Genomic DNA, 15,446 nt, shown 5'->3' with positions numbered 1-15,446 from the left:
ATGTTCGTTGCGCAATCGGACGTTTTGGCGGCGATTCGTTGTGCGATCGGCAAGCCCAAGATCGGCGGGTTACTCTCCGACGATGGCCGACAAGTCCGCGCAGGTCCAGTCGATATCAGACGCCTTCCGGGTGGACCCGGAAGCCTTCGACCTCGCCAAGGTCGACCCGGCCGCGACGCCGGTCGGGCCGCGGTCGAAGACGGAGGCCGCCGCGGACATGGCGGTGATCGGCCGTGAGCTGGACCGGCTCCAGGAGGCGCTGTACGCGGAGGGCACGGGCGGGGGCAGCCGGCGGGTGCTGCTGGTGCTCCAGGGCATGGACACCTCCGGCAAGGGCGGCACGATCCGGCACGTCGCGGGCCTGGTCAACCCGCAGGGCCTGCACATCGCGTCGTTCAAGAAGCCGACCCGGACCGAGTTGCGGCACGACTTCCTGTGGCGCATCCGCCGCCAGGTGCCGCAGCCGGGCTACATCGGCGTGTTCGACCGCTCGCACTACGAGGACGTGCTGGTCGCACGGGTGGACAACCTCGTGCCGTCGACCGAGTGGCGGCGCCGGTACCGGCAGATCAACGCGTTCGAGGCGGAGCTGGCGGAGCAGGGCGTGACCGCGGTCAAGTGCTTCCTGCACATCTCGCCGGAACGGCAGCGCGAACGGCTCATCGCCCGGCTGGAGGACCCGCTCAAGCGCTGGAAGTACAACCCGGGCGACCTGGAGGTGCGGGCCAAGTTCTCCCGCTACCAGCTCGCCTACTCCGACGCGCTGGTCAAGTGCTCGACGAAGGTCGCGCCCTGGCACGTCGTGCCGTCGGACCGCAAGTGGTACCGGAACTGGGTGGTGGCCCGGCTGCTGCTGGAGGCGCTGCGCGGCCTGGCGCCCGCCTACCCGGAACCCTCGTACGATCCGGCCGTCGAGTTGGCACGGCTCCGGGAAGCCGACCCGCTGCGCTAGTCGCGATCTTCGGCGCGCCTCTTGCTCGTGCCCAGTGGTCCAGGCCACTGTGGGAGCCGCCGCGGGCGGTCGAGCGGAGGTTCGGTGTGGTTCTGGACAGGCGGCGGTTCCTGGGGGCCGTTGGCGTGGGAACGGGGTTGCTGATGACCGAGGGTGTCGCGCGAGCGGACGAGTCCGGGGCACGGGAGGAGGTCCGCGCCTACCTGGGCACCTACACGTCCTGGGCGGGCGGTGGCACGGGCCTCGGGCTCGGTGCGTACGACCCGGCGACGGGCAGGCTGCGCGTCACCGGCGTGGTGCCGGACGTGCCGAACCCGTCGTTCGTGATCGACGCGGGCCGGTGGGTGTACGCGGTCAACGAGAAGTCCGACGGGGAGGTGACCGCGCTGGCGGTCGGCCCGGACGGCGTGCCGAAGGTGATCGGCAGCCGGAGCACCGGCGGCGCGGACCCGTGCCACCTGGCGCTGCACCGGGGCTTCCTGCTGTCGGCCAACTACAGCTCGGGCAGCGTGGCCGTGCACCCCGTGCTGCCCGGGGGCGGGTTGGGCGAGCGCACGGACCTGGTCGTGCACACCGGCGCGGGACCGGACCCGGACCGGCAGGACGGGCCGCACGCCCACCAGGTGCTGGCCGACCCGAAGGGCGAGTTCGTGCTGGCGGTCGACCTGGGCACCGACTCGGTCTACAGCTACCGCCTCAGCGGTGACGGCAAGCTGACCTCGGCCGCCACCGCGCGCGTGCACGCCGGCGCGGGGCCGCGGCACCTGGCGTTCCACCCGTCGGGCAAGCACGCCTACATCGCCAACGAGCTCGACTCCACGATCGTGGTGGCGGGCTACGACCGGGGCGTGCTCACGCCGGGCCAGAAGGTGAGCACGCTGCCGGCCGGCGCGCCGACCACGCCGCGCAACTACCCGGCGGAGATCGTGGTGTCGGCGGACGGGCGGTTCGCCTACCTGTCCAACCGGGGTCACGACAGCGTGGCCGTGTTCGCGGTGGAACGCGGCGGCGCGGCGCTGCGGCTGGTCGAGGCGACGCCGGTGGGCGGGAAGTTCCCCCGGCACATCGCGCTCGACGCGTCCGGCCGGTTCCTGCTGGCGGCCAACCAGAACTCCGACACGATCACCACGTTCGAGGTGGACCGGAGCACCGGGAAGCTGCGGCTGACGAGCACGTCCGCCGCGCCGATCCCGGTCTGCGTCGCCCTGACGAGGTAACTCCCGACGGGTTAACTTCCGCCGGCGGGACTGTCCACAGTGGTAGGCACCGGTGCATGAAGATGCTCGCGATCGCGCTGCTGATGGCCATCACACCTGTACCGGTCGCGCCGGAGCTCGTCGCGTTGGGTGACTCCTACGCGGCGGGCCTCGGCGCGGGCGGCGAGGCGTCCGACGACTGCCGGCGGAGCCCGCACGCGTACCCGAGCCTGTGGGCGAAGCGCAACGGCGCGTCCCTGGTGTTCGTCGCGTGCGCGGGCGCCAAGACGGACCAGGTGACCGGGCAGGCGGAGCGGATCACGCCGAGCGCCACGCTCGTCACCATCACCGCGGGCGGCAACGACGCCGGGTTCGGCGACGTCATGACGACGTGCACCCTGGGCAACGACGAGGAGTGCGTGCAGCGGGTCGACGTGGCCGAGGCGTTCATCCGGGGCGAGCTGCCCGGCCGGTTGGACTCGCTGTACGGCGTGGTGGCCGACCGGAGGTCCGCGTCGGCCGAGGTCGTGGTGCTCGGCTACCCGCGGCTGTTCTCGCACGAGACGTGGTGCCTGATGAGCGGGCCGAAGCGGGCGGCGGTGAACCGGGCGGCGGACGTGCTGGCCGAGGTGACCGGCGACCGGGCGAAGGCGGCCGGGTTCGAGTTCGCGGACGTGCGGGAGCGGTTCGACGACCACGGCGTGTGCGCCGACGAGCCGTGGCTGAACGGCCTGGTCCTGGTCCCCGTCGACCGCTCCTACCACCCGAACCGGGCAGGCCAGGAATCCGGCTACCTCCCCGCCCTGACCGACGCCACCACCCGCGCGGACACCCCGACCACCGCCACCTGACCAGCCCGCCACCCCCCGCCAGCTCGCCCGCTTCCTCCGGCAAGATCGCCCGCCACCCCCGCCAGATCGCCCGCTTCCCCGGCAAGATCGCCCGCCGCCGCTAGACCCCGACTGCCCCACGCGGTCACCGCCCGCCGCCCCGCGAGGTCGCGTCGATCGTTCGCGTCCCCATTTCCGGCGATCACGCTTTTCGATCGTCGGAAATCGGGGCGCGAACGGTCGACTTCCAGGCGACCTCGCCGCCGTCTGCGGAGCAGCGGCAAACTAACACCGTGAACCACTCGAACGGGCTGCGCCAGGTCGCGGCCACCCGCTACGTCACGCCCTTCCGGGAGGGCGGCTCCCTGCCGGGGTTGGTCGAGGCCGACGACCTGGGCATGTACGTGCTCAAGTTCCGCGGCGCGGGCCAGGGCGTGAAAGCGCTCGTCGCCGAGATCGTGGTCGGCGAGCTGGCCCGCCGCCTCGACTTCCGGGTGCCGGAGATCGTGCTGGTCGACCTGGACCCGGAGCTGGGCCGGGCCGAGCCGGACCAGGAGGTGCAGGAGCTGCTCAAGGCCAGCGGCGGGCTCAACCTCGGGCTCGACTACCTGCCCGGCTCGTTCGACTACAACCCGGTGGTGCGCGAGCCGTCCCGGGAGACCGCGACCCGGCTGCTGTGGCTGGACGCGCTCACGCTCAACGTCGACCGCAGCTGGCGCAACCCGAACACGCTGCTCTGGCACCGCGAACTGTGGCTGATCGACCACGGCGCGTCGCTGTACTTCCACCACTCGTGGCGGCCGGAGCGGTTCCCGGCGGCCACCTACCGGTTCGACGCGGCCGACCACCTGATGCTGCCGTTCGCGGGCGACCTGGCCGAGGTGGACGCCGAGCTGACCGCCCGCGTCACGCCCGACCTGGTGCGCGAGGTGCTGGCGCTCGTGCCCGACGAGTGGCTGGCGCAGGACGAGGCGTTCGGCACACCGGCCGCCGTGCGCGAGGCGTACGAGTCGTTCTTCACCGCCCGCCTGGCCGCGCCGCGGGCGTGGGTCGACGCACTGGAGGCCGCACGTGCCGCACGTGTTTGAGTACGCGCTGCTGCGCGCCGTGCCCAGGCAGGAGCGCGGCGAGTTCGTCAACGTCGGCGTGCTCGTCTACTGCAAGGACCTGGACTTCCTCGGCGCCCGCGTGCACGTCGACGAGCGCCGGGTGCTGGCGCTGGACCCGTTCCTGGACGTGGAGGTGTTGCGGGCCACCCTGGAGCACCTGGGGCTGTCGTGCGACGGCGTGCCTACGGCGGGTCCGGTGTCGCGCACCACAGCGGGTCAGCGGTTCCGCTGGCTGACCGCGCCGCGCAGCACCATCGTCCAGACCTCGCCCGCGCACACCGGCCTGACCGACGACCCGGAGGCCGAGCTGGACCGCCTGCTGGCCGCGCTCGTGCTGCCGCCCGACCGGTAGTGCCACGACCGACGACCTCCGCCGCGATGCACCCGTCCGAGGGCCGGAACACGGGGCGGAGGCCGCCGGTCGTGGCACTAGGGTGGCAACCTCTTGCCGCGCACCGCGTCTTTAGGTGCGAGCAGTGACCGACACACGGACGGGGTCGCTTGATGAGCGCCGGATACCAGCAGGGCGGGTATCAGCAAGGCGGATACCGACAGGGCGGGCAACCGCGGCAGCGCAGGCCACAGGGCGGGCCACAGGGCGGGCCGCCACCGGGCGGGTACGGGCAGCAGGCCGCGTACCAGCAGGCCGGACGACGTCCGGCGCCCCGACGCCGCAAGCCGAGAATCGGGCGGATCATCGGGGTGGTCCTGGTGCTGCTGCTGGCGCTCGGCGTCGGCATGTGGTTCTACGTCGACGGGTCGTTGCGCCGCATCGACGCGCTGACCGACTACGAGGGCAGGCCCGCCGACACGCCGGGCACCAACTGGCTGCTCGTCGGGTCGGACGCGCGCGACGACCTGACCGAGGAGCAGAAGGCCGCGCTGTCCACCGGTGACGCGGGCGGTCGGCGCACGGACACCATCATGCTGCTGCACATCCCGGAGGGTTCCGGGAAGTCCACTTTGGTGAGTGTCCCTCGCGACTCCTATGTGGACATCCCGGGCAACGGCAAGAACAAGATCAACGCGGCGTTCGCGTTCGGCGGGCCGTCGCTGCTGGTGCAGACCGTGGAGGGCGCCACGGGCATCCACGTCGACCACTACATGGAGATCGGCTTCGGCGGTTTCGCCGGGATCGTGGACGCGGTCGGCGGCGTGGACATGTGCATCGAGGAACCGATGCAGGACCCGTTGGCGGGTCTGGACCTCCAGCCGGGCTGCCAGGAGCTCGACGGCGCGCAGGCGCTGGGCTTCGTCCGCTCGCGGGCGTTCGCCACGGCCGACCTGCAGCGGGTGGAGAACCAGCGCAAGTTCCTCGCCGCGCTGACGGACAAGGCGACGAGCTTCGGCACGCTGGCCAACCCGTTCAAGGCGTTCCCGCTGCTGTTCGCCGGCACGGACTCGATCTCGGTGAACTCCGACGACCACCTGCACCACCTCGCGGGCATGGCGTTCGCCATGGGCGGGGGAGTGGACACGGTGACGGTGCCGGTGGGCGGCACGCCGACCGTGCCGGGCGCGGGCTCGGTCGTGCAGTGGGACCGGGACAACGCGCTGCGCCTGTTCGGCGCGCTGGAGAAGGACGAGCCGGTCCCGGCCGACCTGCTGCCGCAACCGAAGTAGCGCTCCGCGAACGGGCCGCCGGGCACACGCACCCGGCGGTCGCTCCACGGATCGGGCCGCCGGGCACACGCACCCGGCGGCCCGTCCGCGTTCCTAGGCCTTCGCGAGCGGGGCGTCGGCGATCCCGAGCAGGTCCACGGCCAACCGCAGGGCGACCGCGCCCGCGAGGACCATCGCCGCACCCACCACGCACGCCGCCCACCACTGGACGCCGTCGTACAACAACCCCGCCGCCAGGCTGCCGACCACCAGCCCGACCAGGCCCGCGGTGTCCTGCACGCCCAGGACCGGGCGGGCCGACGCCTCGACGACGGCCTGCCGCACCGACAACACCGCACCCCAGGCCGCCCCGCTGATCATCCACAGCCCCGCGATCACGTACGGGTTGGGCGCCAACGCGAAACCCAGCGTGGTCGCGCAACCGACCAGTGACCCGACCGCCGACACCCGCCTGCGGCCGTGCCGCGACACGTGCCGGCGCACGTGCAGGATGGCGAGTCCCGCCGCCATCGAGCCGGGCACCAGCACGAGCACCACCTGCACCACCCCGAGGTCGAACCCGCGTTGCAGGTGCAGGACGAGGAGCAGCCCGACGGCCGCCCCCGCGGCCGCCGCCATCGCCTCCGCGACCGACGCCGGCCACCGCCGTCCCGTGCCCACCTCGGCCGGCGCGTTGTCCTCCCGACCCTCGTCAGCGCCCGTCGGGCGGCGAGGCGCGGTCAAGAGGATCACCGCCGCGAGCACGCACATCGCCGCGCACGCCCAGAACAACCCGGCGAACCCCACCATCCCGAAGAACACCAGCCCGAGGACGGCGGTGGGCCACGCCCCCACGTCCCGGGCGGAGGTGACGCGGAGGAACGCCTCGGTGTCGTCGGCCTCCCGTTCCCCGACGATGGCCCGCACGGCGACCCACAGCAGCGCGCCCCCGGCGCCTCCGACCGCCGCCGCGCCGTACGCGAGCGGTGCGCTCTGGGCCACCGCGTACCCCGTGCACGCGAGCGCGTAGAGCGCCGCGCCGACCGCGGCGGTGTGCCGACGGTCCCACCGCTCCGCCAGCACCCGCGCGACCGGCCGCGCGAGCAGCGCGAACGCCGCCACGACCGCGACCAGCACACCCACCTCGGTCGCCCGCAAGCCGATCGCCGCCCCCGCCCAGAGCGGCAGCACGAGGTCGATCAGCTCGATCGGCCCGCCGACCAACCCCGCCGCTCTCAACGCCCGCCGTTCCCGCAGCACACCCGGTGCGTCCACGTCGCCCCCCCAGAACCTCGGCACCGTCCGAAGCCGAACGGTAGTGGCCCGAGAAGGAGCCCGGTCAGGCTTTGACCACCGGGATGTCGGGCACGCCGAGCCGCCGCACCGCACGCGGCACGACCACCGCACCGGCGAGGATCATCCCGGCGGCCACCACGCACGCCACCCACCAGTGCGCGCCGTCGTACAACAACCCCGCCGCCAGGCTGCCGATCAACGCGCCGACCAGGCACGCCGCCTCGTACACGCCCATGGCGCGCCCCACCTGACCGTCGGCCGCCTCGGCGATCACGGCCTGCTGCACCGGCATCACCGCCGCCCACGCCAACCCGCTGAGCACCCACAGCCCGGCGATCACGTACGGGTTCGGCGCCCACGCCAGGCTCACCGCGAACGCGCAACTGGCCAGCGACGCGCACACCAGCACCAGCCGCCTGCCGAACCGCAGCACGTACTGGTGCAGGTACTCGGCGGCGGCGCTCATCGCGATCGCGCCGGGCAGGAACACGAACGCCACCTCCCGCAACTCCAGGCCGAACCCGCGTTGCAGGTGCAGGAGCAGCAGCAACCCGACGGCCGCCTCCGCCGCCATGGTCATCACCACCGCGAACAGCATCGGCCGCAACCGCCTGCCCACCGCGCCCAGCCCGGCCGCCGCGACGCCCCGGCCGCCGCCTTCCCGACGCCTCGGCGCGACGAGCAGGAACACCGCCGCCGCCGCGCACGCCGCCGCGCACGCCCAGAACAGCCCCGCGTACCCGATCGAGCCCATGAGCGCCAGCCCCACCACGAACGCCACCCACGAGCCCGTCTCCTGCGCCGAGAGCAGGCGCGGGAACACCGCGCTGTCCTCGGCCAGCCGTTCGCTGACGATCGCGCGCACGGCGACCCACAGCAACGCGCCACCCGCACCGCCCACGGCCGCCGCGCCGTACGCGAGCGGTGCGCCCTGGGCCACCGCGTACCCGGCGCACGACAGCGCGTAGAGCAGCGCGCCGATGGCGGCGGTGTGCCGCCGGTCCCACCGGTCCGCCAGCACGCCCGCCAGCGGCCGGACGAGGACCGACAGCGCCAGCTCCACCGCCATCAGCACGCCGACCTCGGTCGCGCTCAGCCCGATGGCCGCGCCCGCCCACAGCGGCAGCACGAAGTCGATCAGCTCGGTCGGCCCGTTGGCCAGCGTCGCCGCCGTCAACGTCCGCCGTTCCCGCGCCATCCCCCGGTCCACGTCGTCCCCCAAAACTTCGAACACCGTTCGTACAACTCCGAACGGTATACTGAGTTTCACCATGGACGCAAAGGACGACGCGCAGCGGCGAGTGCTGGAACTGCTGTGGAAGGACGCCCGCCGCCCCGCCCGCGGTCCCCGGCGCGGCCTGACGATGGAGCGGATCGTGGCCGCCGCGATCCGGATCGCGGAGACCGAGGGCCTGGCCGCGCTGTCGATGCGCCGGGTGGCCGTCGAGCTGGGCGTCGGCACGGCCTCGCTCTACACCTACCTGCCGGGCAAGGCGGAGCTGGAAGCCCTGATGGCGGACTCGATCGGGGCCGACGACCCGCTGCCGGACGACCGGCCGGGCGACTGGCGGGCCAAGCTGGAGGCGTGGGCGCGCGCCGACCACGAGGGCTACCGCAAGCACCCGTGGGTGCTGCACCTGGTCGCGACGGTGGCCGCGCCCGGACCGGGCCTGCTGCGGTGGATGGACTCGGCGCTGCGCGTGCTGGAGGGCACCGGCCTGTCCGAGGCGGAGAAGATGGCGGTGGTCGAGTCGGTCGACGCCTACGTGCGCGGTCAGGCCAGGCTGGGCCTCGACGCGCCGGAGCCCAGCGCCGAGGAGATGCGCGAACGCGACGCCGTGCTGGCCGAGCTGGTCGACTTCGAGCCGTACCCGGCGCTGGTCGCGGCCGTGCGGGAGGGAGTCTCGCCGTACGCGGGCGACCAGTTCGAGTTCGGGCTGCGGCTGCTGCTGGACGGTGTCGAAGCCCTCATCGCCTCGAAGAGGGCCCCGACGTCCTGAACGCCCTGGTCAGCCCTCGTCCGGGGTCGGCTCGTCGGCCTGCGCCGCAGCCGGTGCGGCGGTCTGGACCGCCTCGGCCGCCTCGCTGACGAGGATGATCCCCTCGAACTCGCGCAGCAGGTCGTCGTAGATCGGCGTGAGTGACACTTCGTAACCCCCAAAACCTCGTACGTCCCCCGAACGGGCCAAAGCAGCCTACCTACGGCCGCACCATCACTTCACCCGGTATTGGGCAATCCGATCATTCCCGGGCTAACTGTCGGCTAAACACATGGGCTGTCCGGAGGTTGTAGGGCTTCGTCACATGTCCGGTGCACCGCAGGTCACCTAGCGTTTCGGGCCATGACGAGTGTTCCCGGTCACAGCGACGACCTGTCCGGTCGAACCGCCCTGGTCACCGGCGCCGGCAGCGGCATCGGTCGGGCCTGCGCGGTCGCCCTCGCCCGCGCCGGGGCGAAGGTGCACCTCGTCGACCGCGACGGCGACTCGGTCGCCGACGCGGCCCGCGAGACCGGCGGCATGGAGCACGTGGTCGACCTCGCCGCCGACGACCCCGTCCGCGACCTGCCCGCCGAGGTCGACATCCTGGTCAACAACGCAGGCCTCCAGCACGTGGCGCCGGTGCACGAGTTCCCGCCCGACCGGTTCGCGCTGTTGCAGCGGGTCATGGTCACCGCGCCGTTCCTGCTCGCCCGGCACGCCCTGCCGCACATGTACCAGCGCGGCTGGGGTCGGGTGGTGAACATCTCCAGCGTGCACGGCGCCAGGGCCAGCGCGTTCAAGTCCGCCTACGTCACCGCCAAGCACGGCCTGGAAGGGCTGAGCAAGGTCATCGCGCTGGAAGGCGCGCCGCACGGCGTGACCAGCAACTGCGTCAGCCCCGGCTACGTGCGCACCCCGCTGGTGGAGAACCAGGTCGCCGACCAGGCCCGGGCGCACGGCATCGAGCCGGAGCAGGTGCTCGCCGACGTGATGCTCACCCGGCACGCCATCAAGCAGCTCATCGAACCGGCCGAGGTGGCTTCCGTCGTGCTGTGGCTGTGCGGCGCGCACTCCGGTCACGTCACCGGCTCGTCGTTCACGATCGACGGCGGCTGGACCGCCCAGTAGCCCCCGTTCGCCCCCCTCCCCAACGAAGTGGTGACCGACATGACGAACGCCGCCCCTCCGCAGCCGAAGAAGTCCTTCGCCAAGGTGGTCATAGCCAGCCTCATCGGCACGACCATCGAGTGGTACGACTTCTTCCTCTACGGCTCCGCCGCCGCCCTGGTGTTCAACAAGCTGTTCTTCCCGCAGAGCGACCCGCTCGTGGGCACCATGCTCGCCTTCCTCACCTACGCGATCGGCTTCCTGGCCCGTCCGCTCGGCGGCCTGGTGTTCGGCCACTTCGGCGACAAGCTCGGCCGCAAGAAGCTGCTCGTGCTCAGCCTGGTGCTGATGGGCGGCGCGACGTTCGCCATGGGCCTGCTGCCCACCTACGCCGCGATCGGCGTGGCCGCGCCGCTGCTGCTGACGTTGCTGCGGTTGATCCAGGGCTTCGCGCTGGGCGGCGAGTGGGGCGGCGCGGTGCTCATCGTGTCCGAGCACGGCAGCGCGGAGCGGCGTGGGTTCTGGGCGTCCTGGCCGCAGGCGGGCGTGCCGATGGGCAACCTGCTGGCGACCGCCGTGCTCGCGGTGCTGGCCGCCGTGCAGTCCGACGAGGCGTTCCTGTCGTGGGGCTGGCGGGTGCCGTTCCTGCTCTCCGGCGTGCTCGTCCTGATCGGGCTGTGGATCCGGCTCAGCGTGTCCGAGTCGCCGGTGTTCCTGGAGGCCCAAAAGAAGATCGAGGCCGGCAAGCTCAAGGAGAAGCCCCCGATCGTGGCCGTCGTGCGCGACCACTGGCGCGAGGTGCTGATCGCGATGGGCGCCCGCATGGCGGAGAACGTGTCGTACTACGTGATCACCGCGTTCATCCTGGTCTACATCACGTCGGAACTGGGGATGCCGCGTTCGGCGGGGTTGAACGCGGTGCTGATCGCGTCGTTCGCGCACCTGGTCACGATCCCGATGTGGGGCGCGCTGTCGGACCGGATCGGCCGCCGCACCACGTACCTGATCGGCGCGGTCGGCATCGGCTTGTGGATGTTCGTGTTCTTCGCGCTGCTGGACACGAAGTCGTTCTTCCCGATGACGCTCGCGGTCACCGTCGGCCTCGTCCTGCACGGCGCGATGTACGGCCCGCAGGCGGCGTTCTTCTCGGAGCTGTTCGGCACGAAGGTGCGCTACTCGGGCGCGTCCATCGGCTACCAGCTCGCGTCGATCGGCGCGGGCGCCGTGGCGCCCCTCATCGCGACCGCCCTGCTCGCCGCCTACGACAGCTCGTTCCCGATCGTGGTGTACGTGATCGGCATGTGCGTGCTGACCGTGATCGCGGTCGTGGTGGCCAAGGAGACGAAGGGCAGCTCCCTGAACCGGACCGACGCGGACACGGCGTCGGTGCGAGCATGACGGTATGAGCGAGGCGGACGCGGTGGAGCACCTGTTGGAGCTGCTCGACCTGCTCGCGACCGACGCGGGCAGCGAGCGGTTGGCGGCGGTGCTCCCCGCGGCCCGCGCGGCCGGTGTGCCGGATCCCGAGCTGGACCACATCGCCCGCGCCACGGAGTGGGCGTTGCGGATCCGCCGCACGCTCACCGCGCACCGCCGTCGTGAGGCCGAGCTGGAAGCGCTGTTCGACACCGCGAACGACCTGGCCGGCGTGCGCGACCCGGACGCCGTGCTGCGGTCGATCGTGCGGCGCGCCCGGCTGCTGCTCGGCGCGGACATCGCCTACCTGAGCATGAACGAGCCCGGTCGCGGCACCTACATGAGGGTCACCGACGGCTCGATCTCCGCGCTGTTCCAACAGGTCCGGCTCGGCATGGGCGAAGGGCTCGGCGGGCTCGTGGCCCAGACCGCGCGGCCCTACGTGACCGCCGACTACTTCGCCGACGACCGGTTCAACCACACCGGCCCGATCGACGCGGCCGTGCGCGACGAGGGCCTGGTCGCGATCCTGGGCGTGCCGCTCCAGCTCGACCGCCGGGTCATCGGCGTGCTCTACGCGGCCAACCGCTCGCCGCGCCAGTTCCCGCCCGACGAGGTGGCGCTGCTGTCGTCGCTGGCCGACCACGCCGCGATCGCGCTGGACACCGCGCACCTGCTGGAGGAGACCCGGGCCGCGGGCGAGACGATCCGCGCGCACAACGAGGCCATGCGCCGCGCCGAGGACGCCCACGACCGGCTCACCGACCTGGTGCTGCGCGGCGCGGACGTGCCCGAGGTGGCCGCCGCCGTGGCCAAGGTGCTCGACGGCGGGATCGTGGTGCACGACAACGACGGCGTCGAGCTGGCCCGCATCGGCACCACCCGCGCGCTCACGCCCCGTGCGGCGGTCAACGCCTCCCGCGCCAGCGGCCGGGCCATCCCGCAGGACGGCACGTGGGTGTGCGCCGTGCTGGCGGGCCGCGAGCTGCTGGGCGGCATCACGCTCACCGACCGCCCGGACCTCGGCGACGCCGACCGCAGGCTGTTCGAACGCGCGGGCGTCGTCACCGCCCTGCTGCTCCTGCTGCGCCGCACGGTCGCCGAGGCGGAGAACAAGGTGCGCGGCGAGCTGATCACCGACCTGCTGACGGCCGGGGTGGACTCGGTCGCGTTGCGCGCCCGTGCCCGCCGGGTCGGCGTCGAGCTGGCCGCCGACCACGTGGTGCTGGTCGCGGACGGTCCCCGTGACCGGCTCCTCGCCGCCGCCGCGCACCACGCGTCGTCGTGCCGCGGGCTGGCGGGCGTGCACGGCGAGCACGTGGTGCTGGTGCTGCCCGGCGCGGACCTGGCGTGCGCGGCGGAGGACGCGACCCGGGTGCTGGGCAAGGCGGTCGGCCTGCCGGTGACCGTCGGCTCGGGCGGTCCGGCGCACGGCCCGGAAGCCGTGGCCGCCGCGCACGCAGAGGCCGTGCGGTGCCTGAAGGCCTTGCTGCAGCTGGGGCGCAAGGGGACCGGCGGCACGCTCGCGGACCTCGGTTTCGTCGGCGTGCTGCTGGGCGACCGGGCGGACGTCGCCGGGTACGTGCGCTCCACCCTCGGCCCCCTGCTGGACTACGACTCCAGCCGCGGCACCGAGCTGGTCCGGACCGTCACGGCGTACTTCGCGTGCGGCGCGAACCTCAGCCGCGCCAAGGACGAGCTGCACGTGCACGTGAACACGGTGGTGCAGCGGCTGGACCGGGTGGCGAGCCTGCTGGGCGAGGACTGGCAGTCGCCGGACCGGGTGCTCGAAGTCCAACTGGCGCTCAAGCTCATGAAGGTGCTCGGCCCGTGATGTCGTCGCCCGGTCGTCGCTGAGCCCTGGAGATCCGCACGCCCGGCAGGCGGGCCCAGAAGCGCGGAAGCGCCGGACGCCGGTGTCCCGCCGCTCGGCTGCCCCCAGTGCGAGCCGAGCGGCGGGACGGTTTCGGTTACGCCAGCGAGCACTCCGTGGCGGTCACGGATGCCGGGCGCGGCACGGTGGTCGACGCGGGTGGGCGCGTGCCCGTCAGCCAGCCCTCCAGCGCGGTGAACGCCGACCGGTGGCACGGCGTCAGCGGCCGCAGCCGGTCGGGGAACGCGTCGAACAGCGAGTCCACGTGCGTGCCGCCCTCGATCCGGTAGTAGCGGAACAGCGCGCTGCGGCCCGCCTTGCGCACCATGTCCGCGTAGACGTCCGAGTCGCGGGAGATCGGCAGCAGCACGTCCAACGTGCCGTGCAGGGTGAGCAGCGGCTTGCCGATCCGGCCGGTCAGCGCGATCCGCTCGACGGCGCGCTGCGCCTGCGGCCGTGCGGCGTAGTCGTAGTCCGCGTCGCACAGCGGCGTGCCGGGCGCGCAGAACGGCGTGCCCGCCTCCGCGTCACCGTCCCAGCCCGGGTCCAGCTCCTCGCGGTAGATGCGCTGGGTCAGGTCCCAGTAGTACTGGTGGTGGAACGGCCACAGGAACTCCGACTCGGCCGGGAACCCGGCGGCCACCACCGCCGCCTTGTCACCGGTGGCGTAGCCCTTCAGCGCGGGCGGCAGGAACGTCAGCAGGTTCGGGCCCTCGGCGGTCCACAGCGTGCCCTCCCAGTCCACGCCGCCGTCGTACAGCTCGGGGCGGTTCTCCAGCTGCCACCGCACCAGGTAGCCGCCGTTGGAGATGCCGGTGGCCAGGGTGCGCGACGGCGGTCGGCAGTACCGCTGCGCCACCACGGCCTTCGCCGCCCGGGTCAGCTGCGTGACCCGGTGGTTCCACTCGGCGATCGCGTCACCCGGCCGCCTGCCGTCCCGGTGGAAGGCCACGCCGGTGTTGCCCTTGTCGGTCGACGCGAACGCGTAACCGCGGGCCAGCACGAAGTCGCTGATCGCGCGGTCGTTGGCGTACTGCTCGCGCACGCCGGGCGAGCCCGCCACGACGAGGCCGCCGTTCCAGCGCGCCGGCAGCCGGATCACGAACTGCGAGTCGTGCGCCCAGCCGTGGTTGGTGTTGCCGGTCGAGGAGTCGGGGAAGTAGCCGTCCACCTGGGTGCCCGGCACGGGCGTCGGCGCGGGCAGGCCCGCCGGGGTCAGGCCGGCCCAGTCGGCGGGGTCGGTGCGGCCGCCGGCGGTGGACAGGTCGGCGAGGTGGGTCAGTTCCTGGTGCTCGGCACCGGGAACGCGCAGTGGCCCGCACCCTTCGGCGGACGCGGGAACGGCCTGCGCCGTCGTCGCGAGGAGCGCTGCGATCAGTGGAACGACGATGTTCACCCGAGGCACGGTAAGTCGGCCCGCCGGGCCGCGAAATGGGTCCGGACGCCATGGCCGGCGGGGCGGATGTGGTGTGCGGAGCCATCGGCGGCACACCTGCGAGTGACCCTCACACCGGGGGATTGCACGACGCCGCGTCACCAAGGGCGGTAATCGGGATTTTCACTGCCACAGGTGACGTCGATCGGTGCATAACCGGGCTGTCACCGATCGCCGTGACCGTCCTAACGGCCGTGTCCTGGACGTCCCCGCGTGCACGGTGTGGCCGATCGCCCGGCGGTGGAACCTTGAGTACCACGATCGGTGCGTTTCGAGCGCCCTGGCGGGGGTAGCTGAGTTGACCCAGCGAAGTTCGCACTGCCAGGTGATTTACGTTCACCCGGCGTGAGGTGTCTGCTTCCGGGGTGACTGAGCAACGGCGCTCTACGCGCACTGACCAGGAGTGGGACCTGATCCGGCGCATCCAGAACCTGGCCCACCGTGCCGAACGCACCGCGTTCGACCACTCGAACCTCGTCGGTCCGCCACCGTCCCAGCAGCACCTGGACATCCTGGCGGAGATCCGCACCCTCACCGAGCAGGCGGTGGCGCAGCGGATGCCGAGACGCTCCAAGCTGCCCCGACAGGCGGCGCCGGTCGAGGACGGGAAGGTCTCCGCACCCGTTCGCTGAACGCCGTGCGCGGGCC

At 72.7% G+C, this 15,446-nt stretch carries 15 protein-coding genes; 11 read left to right on the top strand and 4 right to left on the bottom strand.

The window, feature by feature from the left end:
* Positions 1 to 82 precede the first annotated feature (82 nt).
* The 6 genes from AB0I91_RS08110 to AB0I91_RS08085 all read left to right on the top strand — a co-directional run bounded on the left by AB0I91_RS08110 (position 83) and on the right by AB0I91_RS08085 (position 5,710).
* Complete coding sequence (locus AB0I91_RS08110; RefSeq protein ID WP_499608530.1) at positions 83 to 952, top strand: PPK2 family polyphosphate kinase; 870 nt, start codon at positions 83 to 85, stop codon at positions 950 to 952.
* A gap of 143 nt (positions 953 to 1,095) precedes the next feature.
* Positions 1,096 to 2,169: a lactonase family protein gene (locus AB0I91_RS08105; protein WP_499636003.1), complete on the top strand. Its 1,074-nt coding sequence runs from the start codon at positions 1,096 to 1,098 to the stop codon at positions 2,167 to 2,169.
* A gap of 56 nt (positions 2,170 to 2,225) precedes the next feature.
* Positions 2,226 to 2,999 (top strand): SGNH/GDSL hydrolase family protein, encoded by a 774-nt coding sequence (locus AB0I91_RS08100; protein ID WP_499636000.1) that lies wholly within the window; start codon positions 2,226 to 2,228, stop codon positions 2,997 to 2,999.
* Between the two features lie 272 nt (positions 3,000 to 3,271).
* Positions 3,272 to 4,066 carry a HipA family kinase gene (locus AB0I91_RS08095; RefSeq protein ID WP_498782126.1) on the top strand — a complete coding sequence of 265 codons (795 nt, stop codon included), beginning with the start codon at positions 3,272 to 3,274 and terminating at the stop codon, positions 4,064 to 4,066.
* Positions 4,050 to 4,439, top strand: coding sequence for a DUF3037 domain-containing protein (locus AB0I91_RS08090; protein ID WP_498782128.1), 390 nt, complete (start codon positions 4,050 to 4,052; stop codon positions 4,437 to 4,439). Before AB0I91_RS08095 ends, AB0I91_RS08090 begins: the two co-directional genes overlap by 17 nt.
* 152 nt (positions 4,440 to 4,591) lie before the next feature.
* Positions 4,592 to 5,710 (top strand): LCP family protein, encoded by a 1,119-nt coding sequence (locus AB0I91_RS08085; protein ID WP_499635998.1) that lies wholly within the window; start codon positions 4,592 to 4,594, stop codon positions 5,708 to 5,710.
* Between the two features lie 93 nt (positions 5,711 to 5,803).
* Here the strand turns inward: AB0I91_RS08085 and AB0I91_RS08080 are convergent, their stop codons facing one another.
* Positions 5,804 to 6,988 (bottom strand): MFS transporter, encoded by a 1,185-nt coding sequence (locus tag AB0I91_RS08080; RefSeq protein WP_499635995.1) that lies wholly within the window; start codon positions 6,986 to 6,988, stop codon positions 5,804 to 5,806.
* Between the two features lie 40 nt (positions 6,989 to 7,028).
* Entirely contained in the window at positions 7,029 to 8,219 is a 1,191-nt protein-coding gene (locus AB0I91_RS08075) for an MFS transporter (protein WP_499635992.1), read from the bottom strand.
* Between the two features lie 37 nt (positions 8,220 to 8,256).
* Between AB0I91_RS08075 and AB0I91_RS08070 the strand changes: the two genes are divergently transcribed.
* On the top strand, positions 8,257 to 8,985 hold the full coding sequence (locus tag AB0I91_RS08070) for a TetR/AcrR family transcriptional regulator (protein ID WP_499608519.1): 729 nt from the start codon (positions 8,257 to 8,259) through the stop codon (positions 8,983 to 8,985).
* A gap of 9 nt (positions 8,986 to 8,994) precedes the next feature.
* Here AB0I91_RS08070 and AB0I91_RS08065 read toward each other — a convergent pair whose 3' ends face one another.
* The gene (locus AB0I91_RS08065; RefSeq protein WP_498782138.1) at positions 8,995 to 9,132 is read right to left on the bottom strand and encodes a hypothetical protein; all 138 of its coding nucleotides are present in this window, start codon (positions 9,130 to 9,132) and stop codon (positions 8,995 to 8,997) included.
* Between the two features lie 195 nt (positions 9,133 to 9,327).
* On the opposite strand from AB0I91_RS08065, the gene AB0I91_RS08060 reads away from it, so the two are divergent.
* From AB0I91_RS08060 to AB0I91_RS08050, 3 genes are read left to right on the top strand one after another with little or no spacing between them, the layout of a single operon-like run.
* On the top strand, positions 9,328 to 10,095 hold the full coding sequence (locus tag AB0I91_RS08060) for a 3-hydroxybutyrate dehydrogenase (protein ID WP_499635989.1): 768 nt from the start codon (positions 9,328 to 9,330) through the stop codon (positions 10,093 to 10,095).
* A gap of 39 nt (positions 10,096 to 10,134) precedes the next feature.
* Positions 10,135 to 11,472, top strand: coding sequence for an MFS transporter (locus AB0I91_RS08055; RefSeq protein ID WP_498782142.1), 1,338 nt, complete (start codon positions 10,135 to 10,137; stop codon positions 11,470 to 11,472).
* 4 nt (positions 11,473 to 11,476) lie between these two features.
* On the top strand, positions 11,477 to 13,324 hold the full coding sequence (locus AB0I91_RS08050) for a helix-turn-helix domain-containing protein (protein WP_499635986.1): 1,848 nt from the start codon (positions 11,477 to 11,479) through the stop codon (positions 13,322 to 13,324).
* 136 nt (positions 13,325 to 13,460) lie between these two features.
* Here the strand turns inward: AB0I91_RS08050 and AB0I91_RS08045 are convergent, their stop codons facing one another.
* A complete protein-coding gene (locus AB0I91_RS08045; protein WP_498782146.1) occupies positions 13,461 to 14,768 on the bottom strand; it encodes a tannase/feruloyl esterase family alpha/beta hydrolase in 1,308 nt (435 codons plus the stop codon).
* 395 nt (positions 14,769 to 15,163) lie between these two features.
* Here AB0I91_RS08045 and AB0I91_RS08040 point away from each other — a divergent pair, with 395 nt between their 5' ends.
* The gene (locus tag AB0I91_RS08040; RefSeq protein ID WP_499635984.1) at positions 15,164 to 15,430 is read left to right on the top strand and encodes a hypothetical protein; all 267 of its coding nucleotides are present in this window, start codon (positions 15,164 to 15,166) and stop codon (positions 15,428 to 15,430) included.
* The last annotated feature ends 16 nt before the right edge of the window (positions 15,431 to 15,446 follow it).

Source organism: Actinosynnema sp. NPDC049800, assembly GCF_040656635.1.
In the GTDB taxonomy this organism is placed as follows: Bacteria; Actinomycetota; Actinomycetes; order Mycobacteriales; family Pseudonocardiaceae; genus Actinosynnema.
This window is presented reverse-complemented; position numbering and strand designations above follow the sequence as displayed.